Here is a 15,330-nt window from a genome sequence, read left to right on the forward strand (position 1 = left end):
CGTCAGGTTCCGGAGTAATGCAGCCATTCCAACGGCAACTTTCCCGACTCGACGAACGTCCGGAAGTGGCCGAACTGCGCCATACGATGCTGTCGCGCCGCTCCGGCGAGCCGGCGACGTCCGAGCGGCGCAGATCGACCCGAAGGAGACCTTCGATCTTCGCCAAAGCGGCCGTTCGCAATGCGCTAAGCTACCGGTAGCTAGTCCGCCCAGAGAAGAACGTGAACAAAGGGCCCGTTGGGATGTGCAATATCCCGGCGGAGGCGGCTACAACATTTATCCAGGAGGCAGACGTCGTGACAGGTGATCTGGTTCTATCTGCCAAGCGTGTTTGGTACTACTCGGAGTGCGATGAATCCGCATTCTTCGAGTGGCTCGATAAGCTGCCTTGTGTGAAGCGCTATGAAGGCGAGCTAGACGTATTGAGCATCTATGTCGATCAAGCGAAGGTCGATGAGAGTGCTTTGCGCGAGTTGCTTGCTCTGTTCCGGCGTTATGCGGTGGAGATGAAGCAGCTTCGAGTCTTCGACCGAAATGCATTCGCGTCCTGGTTCCGCGATCCACGGGCCTACTGGCATGCCGCGGTGTTTCAAGCCCAGTGACGGATCTCATCGCATGCATGCGGTGCTGCGGTGAACGGGACATCGACTACCCGCCGGGTATGACCGACGGTTGCAGACTCGAAACGGTCGCGGCCATGACAGGCTTCTCTGTCAGTGTGTTGATAAATGGAGCGTTCGCAATCGGGGTATCGGTTAGCTCCACGGTAAGCCAACGGGAAATTAATCTGTCTATTGGGAATTAATGGCGAAGGGGGATATGATGCTGAAAATTTTTCGCGACGCGTGGCCGGTGCCGCCGAAAATGTCAAGATCTCAGTACCAAAGATATCGCCTCTGGTGCCTTGTGTTTTTAACGGTATGGATTTCTTCTGGGGTGGTTTTGTGCTTAATATGGGGGCACCTTAATTTCATCTTGAGAGGTGTCCTGGCGCTCGTCGGAGCAGGGTTTACTCCCGACATGGGTATGGTTGAGCAGTTGTTTGTGTCGTATGAAAAATATGAAAAAGAGGGAGGCTGGTAAATAACCGGAAAATTGACAAGGTTATTGAGGGTGATGAGGTGTGGAACCCGGACTGACACAGAACCTTCCCGATCCTGCGCTGATTGTCAAAGATTTGAACATCGATGTCGGACGGCCGAAACTGGCCGACTGCCGCCCGACGTGCTCGGCCGTAGCCGACCCGAAGCTGACGGTCGCCCTTGCGTGAAGCGGTCATTCAGTTCGTCGGTGCTGGAATGCAGCAAGGTTTCTAGCCTACGCTGACCTCTTCGTCTTCGCTGACTCCTGGCGAGTCAATTATGTTTCGAAGGTACTCAACAGAGATAAATCTATCGAAATTCACACCTTACAAGCTAAGCAGCGATCCGTAAAAGTGAACAGTATTTCCACCTGATCGCTTTCTGGAAGTTTAGATAAAACGAGATGGCCCCGCCTTCCTGTCGACGCCATATATGTATCGAATTCCACTGAGGCATTTGTCCAGCTCACGTTAGAGATTTGATACGGCTCACCATCGAGGAAATCTCGGCCAGATACGGTAAGGCCATCTGCAGTAGCACTTACCGTATATTGCGATCGCCCATCATCCTCATCTGCGCGCCAAGTACCAATCAACTGATGACTGGAAAGCAAAGATGTAACTTTTCCCACAATTGCCTCCTACGTCAAACTGAGGCGGTCCACGGGCAATTGTCAACGATCCCAAGGGCGATGTCGACCGACCGCTTGTGGCCGACTGCCGCCCGACGCGGTCGGCCGTAGCCGACCCATTTTCGTCATCCGTGGTTGACATGCCGCTGTCCGCTTCTTGCTCGATTGACCGATGCCAGTGATCGTTGAGCCATCACCAGATGGTGGCGGGGCATGTCGTCCTAATAGACGAGGTAAATTCGACCCGACGAAAGATCGGAAACGCAAGCACGGCCTTGCGAATCCAAAGAAACTCCAGTCGGACTCCCGAGATCCGTTGCCACTACCGACTGCTGAAAGCCGACTGGAGAACGAGTCAGTTTAAGCAACTGTCCTGCACCGAACATCGCGACATATATCGTTCCATCGGCTGATATAGACAAGTCGCCGACCGGTCCTTCGACGGCGAGTTCGATCGTATCGATCAAGCGTCCATCCTGTTCATATACGTCGATGCTTCGCGCGCGGTGCGGAGCTACGTACAAGTGACCGTCGGGACCGATACCAATAACGTGTGCGCTCCCACGCAGGCTGAATGTCGTTTCCACCCCGTCCGGGTGAACGTGTAGCACGCATCCGCCTTTCGACTGCATGACGGTAACAAAGAGGTCGCCGGAATTCGTTGTGACCATGCCCTTCTTTGTGCCTTCTACGCTCCGACCAATTTCATTACCAGCACCGAAGCGGGCACCGTCACGACGAAAGTAGAATGCCGCACCCTGATGTATATTATTCGCATAAATTCCACCATTTTTGTCGATTGCGATGCAATCGACGCCGAAGGGAGCTAGGTCGGGTTTGGGAATCCGCAATACTGTCTCAACTCCACCGTTACGCTTCAGCTTGAAAATAGAACTAGATTGATCACAGAAGTACAAGTCGTCGGCGCTATCGAAGCGGATGCTTTGCGGTCGATATAAACTTTCGAAATAGATAGATTTATCACCATGGACATGATCCTCGACTCTCACGTCAATGGAACTCTTGAATCCGTGTTGAATATAATCCACTCGTGTTTTCCCCAAGGATTTCGCCCGGAGTATTCCTCCGCCGACATGTGCAACTTGCTCGTCCTGGCTATTCCACACGCCGCCGCTGGTAGATACATTCCGCCGGATCGAGCCGTCAGTTTCGACAACTTGCGCACTCAAAGTTCGGATTTCGCCAACGGATAACGAAACGACGTTTGGAAACAGGCCAAGATTACTCACGACCCCCTTCCCTCGTTCTCCCAGAATATTCGGCGCGGCAAGCACGGAGCTATCCCACGCGGGAAGAATTTCTCCATTAGCCGAACGGAACCAAGTCTTTCCTATGGCCGGTCGATCGAATTCAAATGGACCGTGAGAGACGTATTGCCCTTTTTTGTATGTACCTCGCGTTGGTTGAATACGAAGGAACACCTTACCCCCTTCATTTGCTTCGACCATAAACCCGGTGCAATCAAGTCGTCGCAACTTCCCGCCGACATCCTCATATAAAGGGATGTTTGCATCAATGACCTCGTAGATATTGTCCGCGCCTGTACCGATGGGACGCCCATCGACATGCACTGAATGGACTTTGTCCGCACCTGAAAACACGTCAAGTTCTCCTGCGAAACCGGGGCTAAGCTCGAATTCCGCCAGATCAGCTCGCTGAAGTGTTGCGCGAAATGACTGTCCCGATCCAACAACCTTGTCTATTCGGGTTAGTTGAGCGCCATGGAACCCCACCGTCATGCGATCGGAAAGCGCAACAACTTCGACACTAGCGATATTCGGCAGCAACGCCTTATCGCGATCGAGAAGGCGCAACAAGAAACCCGCGAATTGGAGAAAGGAATTGCACTCGTCAATTGAACCGCATGGGAGAGCTGGCACGGCCTTGTGTGCTCTGTCGTTGCGGACGAATCCAAACGCGCCCGAGAATATCGATTTAACCCATTCGACATCACGAGAACCACCGATCTGAATCTTGGGTGCGGGGCCATCGAACGCCTCATTCAGCAGGGCTTGGCCGATGCTAGTAGAGCCAATACGGCCTTGGATTTCACTTTCGACGTAACGTAGCGCAGCTAGGATCGCATCGTCGAATTTCCCAGATTCCGCGATATCTTTCGCTTGCTCCTGAATTGCCGGGTGTACTGTCTGCCACACATTGCTCCAATCAATCGCGTCCATATTGTCATCCTTCGCTTGTCGTCACGTTTGAGAAGCATATTCTCACAGACGGACAAGGGTCGAGCTCGCCGAAAGAATTTTTCCAACTGATGCGTAAATCGGACGGAAGGGGGGGATCACGTGCAGACTTCGGGCGACGAATGATGCAGTTACTAGAACTTGACGACCTCTGTTCATTTCCCTGAAAGCAGACATCCGGGGAATTGGTTCGAACGACTACTTCTGGCCGGAAGTCGCCGGTCGGCGCCCGGTGCGGCCCGACAGGCGACTTCCGACCCGTTGCGGACTTGACGTCTTGGCAAAGCGGACGTTTACCGTGGAATGAGCGGGGCCGTGACCTAGGTGTAAATCTGGGTGGTCGAGATGCATCATGGGGGCGTCAAAAGCCCCGTGGCTGTCTGGATTTCCAGCCTGTCATCGGCGGGGTCGTCATCAAGAAAACATCGTGCGGAGGGCTCTCCGATCTAATGAACTCGGCTGCCCTTTGGTTATTGCGTTCCGCAGCCTCCAGATCAATAGGAGGATCAGCACCATCCCAAATGCAATCGACCCTCGCTTCGAATCCAGGGAAATGCCATATGCCGCCTTCGATTCGAGCGACAACCAAGCCGTGTTGGGCCGCCCGCTCACAAACTGCAATTGCCGCGTCGGTAGAAAGCTTCATCACAATGCTTCCATCGAGGAAAAAAAAGTCATCCGACGAATCGTAGACGCGAGAACGATCGATGTTCATTGGGTGGTTTCAACACAATCCGACTGCCAGAAGTTCATTTTAGATCGTCCTTTGCGATTGCGGACGACGCCAATGGCCGCTTTGTGTAACGGTTGTCGACTAGTCCGCTCCTGGCCGACAGCCGCCGGCCGTGATCTCCAACAACCGGCCGGATGGCGAACTTCGAGCCGTCCCGTTCAGGCCGCTGGTAAACTCGGGCAGGCAAAGCAACTTTTCCCGGTCACATGAGTACCCAACCCACCGCAGCACCTGCACCCGTCACTCCAATGATGCAGCAGTACCTGCGCGTTATCTGACAGGGCCCGGCTAGAAAAGCTACGCCCAAAGCTACGCGTATTCCTTGGGAATTGAGACTCTTGATCTATTACGGCCCGTCTGTCCCCGTGTACGACTTCGACCAGGCCGAAAAAGAGCGATCTCAACCGAGATAACGGATTACAAGTGAAAACAAGGACAAATACGCGGATGTCCATCATCGTCTGGACAACTCTAGTTCTGGCGGGGAGTGTCATCGTCTGGATCGGAAACGCGACTGCGTCGCGAGTCTATTTCGTGATAGTAGAGCGGTCATGGTCCTCGACCGACGCGACCGTTCTATCATCGGAAACAATTTCTCGATCCCAGAAGAGCGGGAGGATCTGGACACCGTCGTGGACATACTCGTATATCGTGCACGGTCGTCGATATGTGAGTCAAAGTAGCAGCACCATTTACGGTTACAACGCGACATGGTACGGATCGCAAGAACTTGCCAAGCGAGCTGCGCTATCCCGCCCCGCCGGCTATACGCTGCCAGCTTACTTCGACCCGGCCGATGCCAGTCACTCGGTCTTGGACCGAGCAACGTGGCGAGGAGAGGACTGGATCACGCTGGTTCTTCTTCTGCTGCTGCTCGCTTCAGTTGCGAAGGGGCTTCAAAGCTTCAGGCGGGCCGATTCGAAGAGGGACGGGTAGACTACGCGCAACCGGTTTAGGGGCAGTCATCGTCGATCAAGGCGGAGCTCACGCCACACTTGCATTCCCCGATACCAACCGACAATGGGTATCAGTGTCGCCGCGCCGAAAGTTAAAATCATTGAAACGGCAAGTAGATGCTCGCCCGCAACCGGCCTGAAAACAAACCCTAAAACGACGACGGACACGAAAAGCGCACCAAACAAAATGGCGGCAAATCGCAGAGATGCTATTGAGGCAACGCCCTCAATGCGCCCGCTCTGATGGTCGCACCAACCCTCCAATGTTTGCCAATCGTTCGGATCCCGGAGTACTGCGGTTACGATCATTCCGCTCTCAACTCGAACAGTTCCGAGAATCTGCACAGCGTATTGTCGCCGACCGTCTATGGTGGCATTGAATGTCGTATTCGTCCCGAACCTTGTTCGGGTCGTTGCCGCGCCCGACACATCATCGATTGCCGCTGTAACTCGGTAGAGCTTCACTTTTCTCACGTCCCAGTCATCCATCGACACTGATTGTCGACGATTCAGGCAATCGCGTCGAGCGACTCTTCCTGGCCGAACTCGGCCGGCCGCCACCCGGCGCCCGCGACCGACGCAGATCGACCCTAAGCGGTCTGACACATTTCCCGAAAACGGTCATTCGATCTACCACATGCCCTCTGGGGGACACCCAGTAATACGGTCGGCATGATGCCGGGTTGCCATCCTGCGCGGAGCCTCATTTTTTATGCATGGATGTTCGTAGGCTTATTTCATGGCCGCTGCTCTAATATCTTGACAAAGGTTCTTTAGATTTCCAGGACATTGGTTGCTCGCATTTCTGGCGATCCGCTGCAATCGGTCTGCAGGCACATTTTCGTCAATATGCCGGATAATGAATTTACGGAAAGCTGGATCTGACGCGATCATGGGTTCAATCTGTCGAATAGTTTCCCAGTGATCGGCGAGCAAAAGAGTAATTGACTCGCTGAAACCTTCCGCAACGGCTCCATCGTCACAATGCGCATATTGTACAAATTGTAGATGCAACTGCTTCCACGACCTACCAACTGCAGCTACAGCTTCTGCCTTCTGAGCCTCCGCTGCTGTACAAACTCGTGTGTCACCTAGGGCCGTTGACGAGCAGAAAATGGCGACAAGCCATAGCCAAAAGTAGCGACCTATTTTTTGGAATGAGTCGACGATCATTTTCCTTATTATGAACGTGGATGCAAAGGGCGTAGGCGTCATTTCCCACCAAGCCGTCTTGAGATCACGAACACCTCGACATCTGACATAGAGCATTCTTCCCTCGATGCATCGCTTGCAGTGATGACCTCTATCGTCTCACCACTTTTTTCAGTGAAGACGACGTGATGAACTTGACGGTACAAGTCATTTCCAATTCGTTCCGATGCGAGTCGAACCGTCTTGGTCTTGTTGAAGTCGAGTTTGTCGTTGTCGGTTAGCCCTGCGTTCTTAAGCTTTACGAATGCCATACTGGTAGGCCAACGATCAAGCCCCGCGCAGTCCGGGTCCGCGGCCAGCGCATGGACGCCCGGGAAGGCACATGCCGCAGCAACGATGAAGGAGGGAATGCGGTTGCTCATTAACGCCTCACGTTGTAGTTACCGAGGATACAAAATCCTACCCTCAGGCAGGATGTCTTCTGTGAATGTGCGCACCGATCTTTGTAACGTCGGCTATCTCTCGGAGAGAGCCGGTAAGACGAGGCGATATTACCTTAAGGTCGTATTCGTAAATCACGAACGTTCGCAGGTTGGGACCGGCGCAGCTCTCATTGTCGGTGATTTACGTGGCTGCCCCGAATGTCCGAAAGTGGCCGGACTGCGACGGCGGCAATACATCGAAAAATGTTTTCAGTTGCGTTTCTGAACGACGCACCCCCAACCATCGTAGGTCAGCCCAAAAAATGCAGAGATACACGTCATGAATCCCGACACAGCTAAAATATTGTGCTGGAGAACTGGCATATTGATGAAGACTAGGACGCGAAAATGGTCGTCGACTTGTTCCACCGAAGCGCGGCCGTACTGGTAGTCGTTAATGAAACCGGAAACAATCGATGCCTTTTCGGCAGACGGTGCGATCAGGCAAAAATCGACTTCGCGAGGTACGCCAAAGTCGTCTCCTTGTGTATCCATTACACGCAATTGATCAACGTCAGCAACTGCAGTTTCCATCAAAGTCTCGATAACTGACACGGCTTTCCCCTCTTTTTTGTATCGTTGAATATTTTCAATGACGACCATGATCGAGTGCTTACTGTCGATTTGCATATCGTGGATTTCACCATGCTACCTGCGGTGAACGTCGGGAGAGATGTTGTTCGTTGTCGACGATCTACGATCTGACACCGAATGCCCCTTCTTGGCCGACTGCCGCCCGACGCGGTCGGCCGTAGCCGACGGCGGATTCAGCCAGTCGCTTTCCTCTACAGCGGACGTTCAAGCTTTACGTTGCACATGCCCAGATCGACCACTGGCCCAGAATCCTCAACCAGTAAATCCACGATCTGCTCGCTGACGAGCTCAGCCCAACAGCGATATTGCCCAGCCCCGGGGTGAAATCGATCACGGGCCATCTCGAGCGGCTTTGCTGCCCAATCAAGCGATATATAGCGCGCGGCAGCGTCCTGGCTAATCCACCGCCGCAGCGTGCGGTCCAGAGACGCGGCATATCGGCCCAGGTACCAGCGCAGCGGGTGCTGCGCCGCTGGCAGAATTCGCAATGGCGGTAGCCCTGTTGCTACCAGACCGAATGCGCCGGTGCGACGGCGGACTTCTTCAACCAGTCGCCGATAGTCTTGCAGGAACTGGCGTGGCGAACGTTGCGACGTTACATCGTTAGTACCCAATGCGGTCACGAGAAAGTCCGCCGGCTGTAATTCGCTCTGCCTTAATAGCGCTAGAGACTCTTCAGTGTTGACACCCGACTTTGCCACCAGTTGCCATGTAACGGGCCTGCCCAGTTTGATAGCCAGCATTTTGGCGACCGGTTGCGCTAATGCCTGTACCTGATCGTCGACCCCCACTCCTGCCGCCGACGAGTCACCGACAACCAGAATTCGCAAGGCCGGTTGCAGGGCCTCTCGCGAGCCTTCCCTGCCGCAACGAGGCCCTGCTGCTTCCGGTAGGCGTAGCGCCGTTCGCCTTAGCCTGCGTGCCTGTATCACCAGAATTGGGCCGAGGACAAACTTGTAGAGTGGCAACATTTTCAGTTCAGATCAGAAGAGGAACAACGGTAGCCCCATGCACGTTTTGACACGGTCTGGGCCGAACCCGGCCCCGACGATGAGCCGGCAATGCGCTCTGCCGATGATGCTTCCGAATCCGACAGTACTCGACCCATCGCGGTCAGACGGTCAACACGGAATCATCGGCTTTTGGAAATCACGTCACTCATGTAGTTATTCAGATCGCGAAAATCCTGAACGGTCCAGGAGTGCGGCGCAAGCTTTACGCCGTTTTCCCTCAAAGTTCTCGGAATCAGGTCCCCGTTCGGACGAAGTATTACCGATGAAACAATGACGCCTGGATAATCATGGAGTCGCTTTTTGAACGCAGCAGTTGTGAGGTCAGGCGTGGCAGGATTGCTTTTCTTGGCCAATGGCCCGGTGCCCGTGATATCTGCGCCATGGCACATCGCGCATCTTTGTATATAGAGATTTTTCCCGTTGATGTTTTGCGAGAAGGATGGTGAAGGTTGAGTCAACACCAACGCTCCTAGCGAAGCGATCAACAATTCTCTCGTTTTCATTTGGTCTTGTCGTATCACGCAGATTGCTGTGCCTGGGAGTATAAACGCGTGATCGTGGAATGGTCGCTCTTGGCCGTACATGGAAATTGGCCGATCAGCCTGACTGGAGGTTGGCTACGCAATCGTTGATTGCCTGTTCGAACTGCGGATTGGATAAATCGACACCGACACGCGCAAGCGAAAGCAGCAATTGCTCCGCAGCCGACAGCCGCTACCGCCGCCAACCGGCGTTGCAGGCGGCCGTCACGGCCGCGATGATGGGCGCCGTCGAGAAGAGCCGTGCGGGCATCGCGGCTGGCGTGCTCCATGCGAGCAGGCAAAGCGGCTCCGCATTCGGCGTGGCGATCTTCGGCGCGCTGATGAGCACCGCGCAGACCCCGGGGGGAGGCGTGCGCGTCGCGATCTTCGTTGCGACCGGGTTGTCGCTGGCGGCGGCTGGATGCTGGCGCATCACGCTCGGGCGGGCAGTCCGCGAGCCGAAACCCGCAATCTGATTCCATTCACTCGAACAATTCAACCGGATCGCCCGTCGGACGCGGTCTGCGACGCCGTGTCGGCGCGCATTGCCGGGCCGCCGTTTCGCGCATCGACGGCGCGACGCCAGCCGGCAGCCGCGTCTCGTTCTTCGATGACGCGCCGGTCCACGCATCGGACCGGTTTGCCGATGCAATAAAAAACCGCGAAGCCTTTCGCTGTCGCGGTTCTTTTAACGTGCCCGAAACACGGAGCAACCGTGTTCCGCTGCCGACGGCGAGACTCGAACCCGCACAGCTTTCGCCGCTACCCCCTCAAGGTAGCGTGTCTACCAATTCGGCGGCTATCTGATCTGGCGACTGCATTTGCGCTCACGGAGGTCGCTGCGCATGGCGGCCGACAAATCCGCCGGTGTCGTCGCGTGCCTATGTGCTCTCTGCATAGGAAATACCGAAACTTTGCATTGGACCGCATATTTTGCGATTTCTAGAATCGGGCGAACGTCGAGCCTTGTTCGACAGGTTCGTTCAGCCACGTCGCGCTTGCCGCGCGGCAGCAATCCCCGAGGAATCGTTCCATGCAGATCAGTACACCCGTCGCCGCACTGTCCGAGGACATGAAAGCGTGGCGTCGACAGATTCACAGTCGTCCGGAAATCGCGTTTCAGGAAACCGGCACGGCAGCGTTCGTCGCGGAGTTGCTGCGCTCGTTCGGCATCGATACGCATACCGGAATCGGCCGCACCGGCGTGGTGGGCGTGATCGACGGTAACGGCGGGCCGGGCCCCACGATTGCGTTGCGCGCCGACATGGATGCGCTGCCGATCCAGGAGGAAGGCCGGCCGGTTTATCGCTCGGTCCATCACGGACTGTTTCATGGCTGCGGTCACGATGGACACACCGCGATCCTGCTCGGCGCGGCGAAGCTGCTGGCCGGCCATCGCCAGTTCAAGGGGCGGGTCGTGCTGGTATTCCAGCCGGCCGAGGAAATCGTCAAAGGCAGTCAGGCGATGCTCGACGATCAGTTGCTCGCGCGTTTCCCGTTCGACGAAATCTATGGGTTGCACAACCATCCGCAGCTCGAACCGGGCAAGATCGGCGTGCGCGTCGGATCGCAGCTTGCCGCGGTGGATTTTTTCTCGATCGAGATTCGCGGCACCGGCAGTCATGGCGGAACGCCGCATCGTAGCGTCGATCCGATCGCCATCGGCGCGTTGCTCGTCACCGCATTGCAGACCGTCGTCAGCCGCGCGATCGATCCGCTCGACAGCGCGGTGCTGAGCATCTGCCAGTTCGTTGCGGGGGCGACGGCGAACGTCATTCCCGATCGCGCGTCGCTGCAAGGCACCACGCGCGCGCTGTCGCCGCTGGCGCGCGAACGCGTGCATCGGCGCATGCGAGAGATCTGCGACGGCGTTGCGCTATCGCACGGATGCGCGATCGATCTCGACGTTTCGCACGGCACGCCGGCCACGATCAATGCGGAAGCTCCGGCGCGATGTGTCATGGCGGCTGCCGATACCGTGGTCGGCGCCGCGAACGTGCTGACCGACGTGGCACCGTTGATGGCGGGTGACGATGTCGCGCGCTTTCTCGAGGCGCGGCCCGGTTGTTATTTCTTTCTCGGGCAGGGCGGTCACATGTGCCATCACCCCGAATACGACTTCAACGACGACGTGGCACCGATCGGCGTCGCGATTTTCGACGAAGTCGTGCGTCGCCGTCTCGGCGTTTGACGGAAAGCGTCGCGCGACCGAAGCATTCATAAAAAATGGAGGAGAACATCATGGAACGTGCAACGTTTCGCGCCCGGCGGACGATGGCCTCGCTGTCGGCAGGCGTGTGCGCCGCGGCCGCAACGGGCGCGGCATGTGCGGCCGAAGCACCGGCGCAGCGCGTCGCAAGCGGGTATACGCTTGCGCCGTTTCTGCTCTTCGTTGCGTTGACGCTCGGCATTACGTACTGGGCATCGCGTCGCAACCGCTCGGTTTCGCAGTTCTATACGGCCGGCGGAAGTGTCACGCCGTTGCAGAACGGCTTCGCGCTCGCAGGCGACTACATGTCCGCATCGTCGTTCCTCGGTGCGGTCGGCATGATGGCCGGCTCGGGCTACGACTCCATCATTTACGGCGTCGGCACGCTGATCGGCTGGCCGATCCTGCTGTTTCTCGTCGCGGAACCGCTACGCAATCTCGGACGCTTCACGCTCGCCGATGTCGTCGCATTCCGTCTCGCGGAGCGTCCGGTTCGGAGCCTTGCCGCCGTGAATTCGCTGGTGATCGTGCTGTTCTATCTCGTCATCCAGCTGGTCGGCGCCGGCAAGCTGATCCAGCTGCTGTTCGGCGTGCCTTACATGGTGGCGATGCTGGCGGTTGGCGCACTGGTGCTCGTGTACGTGCTGATCGGCGGGATGCTGGCCACCACGTGGGTGCAGATCGTCAAGGCGGTGCTGATGGTCGCGATCGGTACGTATCTGGCGTTCAAGGTGCTGCAGGCGACCGGCTTCAGCGCCAGTCGGCTGATCGCCACGGTGGTGCAGTCTCATCCGGCCGGCTCGGCCGTGCTGGCGCCGAGCCGGCTCGTCACGAATCCCGTGGATGCGATTTCGCTCGGCATGTCGTTGATCTTCGGCATGGTAGGCCTGCCGCATATCCTGAGTCGCCTGTTCACCGTGCGTGACGGCGCCGCGGCCCGGCAATCGGCGTTCTACGCAACCGCGCTCATTGCGTGGTTCTATACCGCGGTCGTCGTGATCGGCGCGGGTGCGATCGTATTCGTGCTCCGCAATCCCGCTTTCCTGGATCCGGTCACGCACACGCTGATCGGCGGCGGAAACATGACGGCGATGCATCTGAGCCATTACTTCGGCGGCGACGTGTTCCTCGGCATCATGTCCGCAGTTGCGTTCGCAACGATCCTGGCGGTCGTCGCGGGCCTCACGATTTCGGGCGCATCGGCGGTCGGTCACGATCTGTACAAGCGCATCCTGTGCCGGGGGCAAGCCGATCCGGCACGCGAACTGGCGGTATCGCGCCGGGCCACGTTCGTACTGGTCGCGGCCGCGCTGCTGCTGTCGCATCTCGTGCAAAACCTGAACATCAGCTTCCTGGTCGGGCTCGCGTTCTCCATTTCGGCGAGCACCAACTTCCCGATCCTGATGCTGTCGATGTTCTGGCGAGGATTGACGACGCGCGGCGTACTGGCTGGCGGGATAGTCGGGTTGGTGTCGTCGGTCGGGCTGCTCGTGACCGGGCCGACAATCTGGGTGGGCATCCTGAAGCACGACAGCGCGCTCTTTTCGTACGCGAATCCGACCCTGTTCTCGATGACGCTGGCGTTCGGCGTCGCATGGCTCGCATCGATTACCGACTCGTCCGCTCGTGCGGCGGCGGAGCGCGCGGGATTCGATGCGCAGATGTTCCGCAGCGCGACCGGAATCGGCATCAGCGCTCCCCAAACTCACTGATCACTGGAGCAACCATGTCGAACGTCAATCACCCGGCAGTCGTCGCGCGCAGCACCGATGCGAACGCAAGCGTCGACGCACGCACGCGCGACGTGGCCCGTCTGGTCCGGCGTCGCACACGCCTGAGCATCGGCATGAGCGTGCTCGTGCTGGGCATCTACTTTGCGTTCATCCTGACCGTCGCGTTCGCTCCGGCCGTGTTGACACGCCACTTCCCGGTCGAATCGCCGATGACGGTCGGGATCGTCGTCGGGATCGGGCTTTACTGGTTCTGCGCGATCGCAACGGGCGCGTACGTGTGGATAGCCGGCCGCTGGATCGACCCGCTCGTCGGGCGGATTGCCCGATGAACGGGCGGGCGCGTCCGGGTTCGCGATGACGAAGCCCGTTGCGCGGTCGCATGGCGACCGGTACGAATCGATATGCCGTGCTGTCGGAACCACGCCGATTTGTCCGGGACTCGCCGTCTAGCCGAATGGATGTCCTGATCGTCGTGCGCCGCGGTAGTCCAAGGTCACAACGCGTCGTTCGCGCAATCCACATCAGAGCCGTGTCTCCTTGTGCGCGTGTCAGTCATGAAACTGATACGCGCTTTTTTTTGACGAGGATGGCCATGTCGGTCGTGACCGACATGATCGAAGCGCCCGCTCGTGCGTTCCTCACACAGTCATCGGAGGGGCATGCAACTCTTGCATCGCCGGACGACAAGAATCTCATTGGATGGTGATTTTTTAGCTGAATACGATGCATCGCGGTCTCGAAGATTCACGCGGACGCATGCTCCGGTGCCGCGCATGCGATGAAGAAAATCGGTTTTCCAACGATTCGGTATGCGAAATGGATATGCCGTAACGAGCGGGAATGCGTGGAGCCGGATCGCAGCGCAATCCAATCAATGATGGGACGACATGAAAAACAGAAAATCAGTGAGGAGACTGGCGACGACCGCGTTGACGCTTGCGTGCGCGACGGGGGCGGATGGCGCCCGCGCGCAGAGCTCGGTGGTCATGTACGGCATCCTGGATATCGGCATCCAGAGCTTGACCAACGCCGGATCGAACGGGAAGTCGTCGCTTGGCATGCTGGGCAGTGCGTTTCTGCCGTCCCGCTTCGGCATCAAGGGCGACGAGGATCTCGGCGGGGGCTACGGTGCAATCTTTCAGCTCGAAAACGGCTTCGACCTCGGCAAGGGCACCCTCGTGACGCCGGGCACGTTGTTCAACCGCCTTTCGAGCGTCGGGTTTCGATCGCCTTATGGCCGGCTGACGTTCGGGCGGCAATACAGCGTACAGTTCGACAAGACGGTGCTCTATGATCCTACGTATTTCGCCAACGACTCGACGCTTTCGCTGAACGCGATCCCGCTGGCGACGCTGAGGCTGAACAATGCGGTGAAGTTCCAGTCGCAGCCGTTTTACGGATTCAATGTCGAGGCTGAATATGGCTTCGGTCAACAACTTCCGGGCAACGGCCTGGCCGGCCGGTATGTCGGTGCGGCGCTCGAATATGACCGGGGAGCGCTTGCCGCTCGCGTGCTTTACGAGCAGAGTCGCGGTGCGAGCGCAGGCGGCATCGATGCGTCGGGGCGGGTCGATGAGCGGTACAGCGCGGCGCTTCGTTATACGGTGGGCGGCGTGACCGTTGCCGCGGGCGTCACGCGCGTGGTCGGAGACCTCCAGTTGACGCCGCGCGGCATGGCTTACTGGGGCAGTGCGAAGGGTTTCGCGACGCCGACGATTCAATGGTACGTGCTGGGCGGCCGCTACGCGTTCCAGAGCACGCCGGGGCATCCGACGCTGTTGGTCGGCGGAGGCGAGTATCTGCTGTCGAAGGCGACGTTTCTGTATGCGCATGTCGGCACGGTCTGGAACTCCGGCGAGAGCGCGTTCGGCGTCAACAGCTTTTCCAGTGTGGGCCAGCCTGGCAAGAGTCAGGTCGGCGTGAGCGTCGGCATTCATCACCGGTTCTGATACGGCACACGGGCGCCACGATCGAGCCGTTGCGGCGAAGGGCGCGACTATACTTT

16 protein-coding genes are annotated in these 15,330 nt (G+C 57.5%); 8 read left to right on the forward strand and 8 right to left on the reverse strand.

Features of this window, described 5'->3' with window-relative positions; translation table 11 throughout:
- Both DID98_RS36095 and DID98_RS28950 read left to right on the forward strand, forming a co-directional pair.
- Positions 1–200 (forward strand): hypothetical protein (locus DID98_RS36095; RefSeq protein WP_221622539.1); only part of this gene is annotated, 200 nt, incomplete at its 5' end.
- A gap of 21 nt (positions 201–221) precedes the next feature.
- Positions 222–602: a hypothetical protein gene (locus tag DID98_RS28950; protein WP_221621954.1), complete on the forward strand. Its 381-nt coding sequence runs from the start codon at positions 222–224 to the stop codon at positions 600–602.
- A gap of 1,332 nt (positions 603–1,934) precedes the next feature.
- Here the strand turns inward: DID98_RS28950 and DID98_RS28955 are convergent.
- Both DID98_RS28955 and DID98_RS28960 read right to left on the reverse strand, forming a co-directional pair.
- The gene (locus DID98_RS28955) at positions 1,935–3,914 is read right to left on the reverse strand and encodes a TIGR02391 family protein (protein WP_124523226.1); all 1,980 of its coding nucleotides are present in this window, start codon (positions 3,912–3,914) and stop codon (positions 1,935–1,937) included.
- Positions 3,915–4,293: 379 nt separating this feature from the next.
- The gene (locus DID98_RS28960) at positions 4,294–4,647 is read right to left on the reverse strand and encodes a colicin immunity protein (protein ID WP_124523228.1); all 354 of its coding nucleotides are present in this window, start codon (positions 4,645–4,647) and stop codon (positions 4,294–4,296) included.
- Between the two features lie 465 nt (positions 4,648–5,112).
- On the opposite strand from DID98_RS28960, the gene DID98_RS36665 reads away from it, so the two are divergent.
- On the forward strand, positions 5,113–5,601 hold the full coding sequence (locus DID98_RS36665) for a DUF3592 domain-containing protein (RefSeq protein ID WP_081058047.1): 489 nt from the start codon (positions 5,113–5,115) through the stop codon (positions 5,599–5,601).
- Between the two features lie 26 nt (positions 5,602–5,627).
- On the opposite strand, the gene DID98_RS28970 is transcribed toward DID98_RS36665, so the two are convergent.
- From DID98_RS28970 to DID98_RS28995, 6 genes are all read right to left on the reverse strand, one after another.
- The gene (locus DID98_RS28970; RefSeq protein ID WP_124523230.1) at positions 5,628–6,110 is read right to left on the reverse strand and encodes a hypothetical protein; all 483 of its coding nucleotides are present in this window, start codon (positions 6,108–6,110) and stop codon (positions 5,628–5,630) included.
- A 243-nt stretch (positions 6,111–6,353) separates the two neighbouring features.
- The gene (locus DID98_RS28975) at positions 6,354–6,794 is read right to left on the reverse strand and encodes a hypothetical protein (protein ID WP_124523232.1); all 441 of its coding nucleotides are present in this window, start codon (positions 6,792–6,794) and stop codon (positions 6,354–6,356) included.
- A 38-nt stretch (positions 6,795–6,832) separates the two neighbouring features.
- Positions 6,833–7,195: a hypothetical protein gene (locus DID98_RS28980; RefSeq protein ID WP_124523234.1), complete on the reverse strand. Its 363-nt coding sequence runs from the start codon at positions 7,193–7,195 to the stop codon at positions 6,833–6,835.
- A 270-nt stretch (positions 7,196–7,465) separates the two neighbouring features.
- The gene (locus DID98_RS28985; protein WP_124571852.1) at positions 7,466–7,885 is read right to left on the reverse strand and encodes a ribonuclease E inhibitor RraB; all 420 of its coding nucleotides are present in this window, start codon (positions 7,883–7,885) and stop codon (positions 7,466–7,468) included.
- A 155-nt stretch (positions 7,886–8,040) separates the two neighbouring features.
- The gene (locus DID98_RS28990) at positions 8,041–8,679 is read right to left on the reverse strand and encodes an SGNH/GDSL hydrolase family protein (protein WP_260426268.1); all 639 of its coding nucleotides are present in this window, start codon (positions 8,677–8,679) and stop codon (positions 8,041–8,043) included.
- Between the two features lie 302 nt (positions 8,680–8,981).
- Positions 8,982–9,365, reverse strand: a complete 384-nt coding sequence (locus DID98_RS28995) for a cytochrome c (protein ID WP_124523310.1) — start codon at positions 9,363–9,365, stop codon at positions 8,982–8,984.
- Positions 9,366–9,424: 59 nt separating this feature from the next.
- On the opposite strand from DID98_RS28995, the gene DID98_RS35950 reads away from it, so the two are divergent.
- From DID98_RS35950 to DID98_RS29020, 5 genes are all read left to right on the forward strand, one after another.
- The gene (locus DID98_RS35950) at positions 9,425–9,859 is read left to right on the forward strand and encodes a hypothetical protein (protein ID WP_185640898.1); all 435 of its coding nucleotides are present in this window, start codon (positions 9,425–9,427) and stop codon (positions 9,857–9,859) included.
- Positions 9,860–10,416: 557 nt separating this feature from the next.
- Complete coding sequence (locus DID98_RS29005) at positions 10,417–11,574, forward strand: M20 aminoacylase family protein (RefSeq protein ID WP_124523308.1); 1,158 nt, start codon at positions 10,417–10,419, stop codon at positions 11,572–11,574.
- 50 nt (positions 11,575–11,624) lie between these two features.
- Positions 11,625–13,304, forward strand: coding sequence for a sodium:solute symporter family transporter (locus DID98_RS29010; RefSeq protein ID WP_260426267.1), 1,680 nt, complete (start codon positions 11,625–11,627; stop codon positions 13,302–13,304).
- 14 nt (positions 13,305–13,318) lie between these two features.
- Complete coding sequence (locus DID98_RS29015) at positions 13,319–13,654, forward strand: DUF485 domain-containing protein (RefSeq protein ID WP_185500405.1); 336 nt, start codon at positions 13,319–13,321, stop codon at positions 13,652–13,654.
- A gap of 558 nt (positions 13,655–14,212) precedes the next feature.
- Positions 14,213–15,274, forward strand: a complete 1,062-nt coding sequence (locus tag DID98_RS29020; RefSeq protein ID WP_124523304.1) for a porin — start codon at positions 14,213–14,215, stop codon at positions 15,272–15,274.
- Positions 15,275–15,330: the final 56 nt, after the last annotated feature.

This window comes from Burkholderia sp. Bp8984 (assembly GCF_003853755.1).
Lineage (GTDB): Bacteria > Pseudomonadota > Gammaproteobacteria > Burkholderiales > Burkholderiaceae > Burkholderia.

Excerpts from the sequence above, each read along its gene's own strand:
- DID98_RS28975 (WP_124523232.1), bottom strand. The coding sequence starts at position 6,794 with ATGATCGTCGACTCATTCCAAAAAATAGGTCGCTACTTTTGGCTATGG.
- DID98_RS36665 (WP_081058047.1), top strand. The coding sequence starts at position 5,113 with ATGTCCATCATCGTCTGGACAACTCTAGTTCTGGCGGGGAGTGTCATC.
- DID98_RS28985 (WP_124571852.1), bottom strand. The coding sequence starts at position 7,885 with ATGCAAATCGACAGTAAGCACTCGATCATGGTCGTCATTGAAAATATT.
- DID98_RS28980 (WP_124523234.1), bottom strand. The coding sequence starts at position 7,195 with ATGAGCAACCGCATTCCCTCCTTCATCGTTGCTGCGGCATGTGCCTTC.
- DID98_RS29005 (WP_124523308.1), top strand. The coding sequence starts at position 10,417 with ATGCAGATCAGTACACCCGTCGCCGCACTGTCCGAGGACATGAAAGCG.
- DID98_RS28970 (WP_124523230.1), bottom strand. The coding sequence starts at position 6,110 with ATGGATGACTGGGACGTGAGAAAAGTGAAGCTCTACCGAGTTACAGCG.
- DID98_RS29015 (WP_185500405.1), top strand. The coding sequence starts at position 13,319 with ATGTCGAACGTCAATCACCCGGCAGTCGTCGCGCGCAGCACCGATGCG.
- DID98_RS28960 (WP_124523228.1), bottom strand. The coding sequence starts at position 4,647 with ATGAACATCGATCGTTCTCGCGTCTACGATTCGTCGGATGACTTTTTT.
- DID98_RS28955 (WP_124523226.1), bottom strand. The coding sequence starts at position 3,914 with ATGGACGCGATTGATTGGAGCAATGTGTGGCAGACAGTACACCCGGCA.
- DID98_RS35950 (WP_185640898.1), top strand. The coding sequence starts at position 9,425 with ATGGTCGCTCTTGGCCGTACATGGAAATTGGCCGATCAGCCTGACTGG.
- DID98_RS29010 (WP_260426267.1), top strand. The coding sequence starts at position 11,625 with ATGGAACGTGCAACGTTTCGCGCCCGGCGGACGATGGCCTCGCTGTCG.
- DID98_RS28995 (WP_124523310.1), bottom strand. The coding sequence starts at position 9,365 with ATGAAAACGAGAGAATTGTTGATCGCTTCGCTAGGAGCGTTGGTGTTG.
- DID98_RS29020 (WP_124523304.1), top strand. The coding sequence starts at position 14,213 with ATGAAAAACAGAAAATCAGTGAGGAGACTGGCGACGACCGCGTTGACG.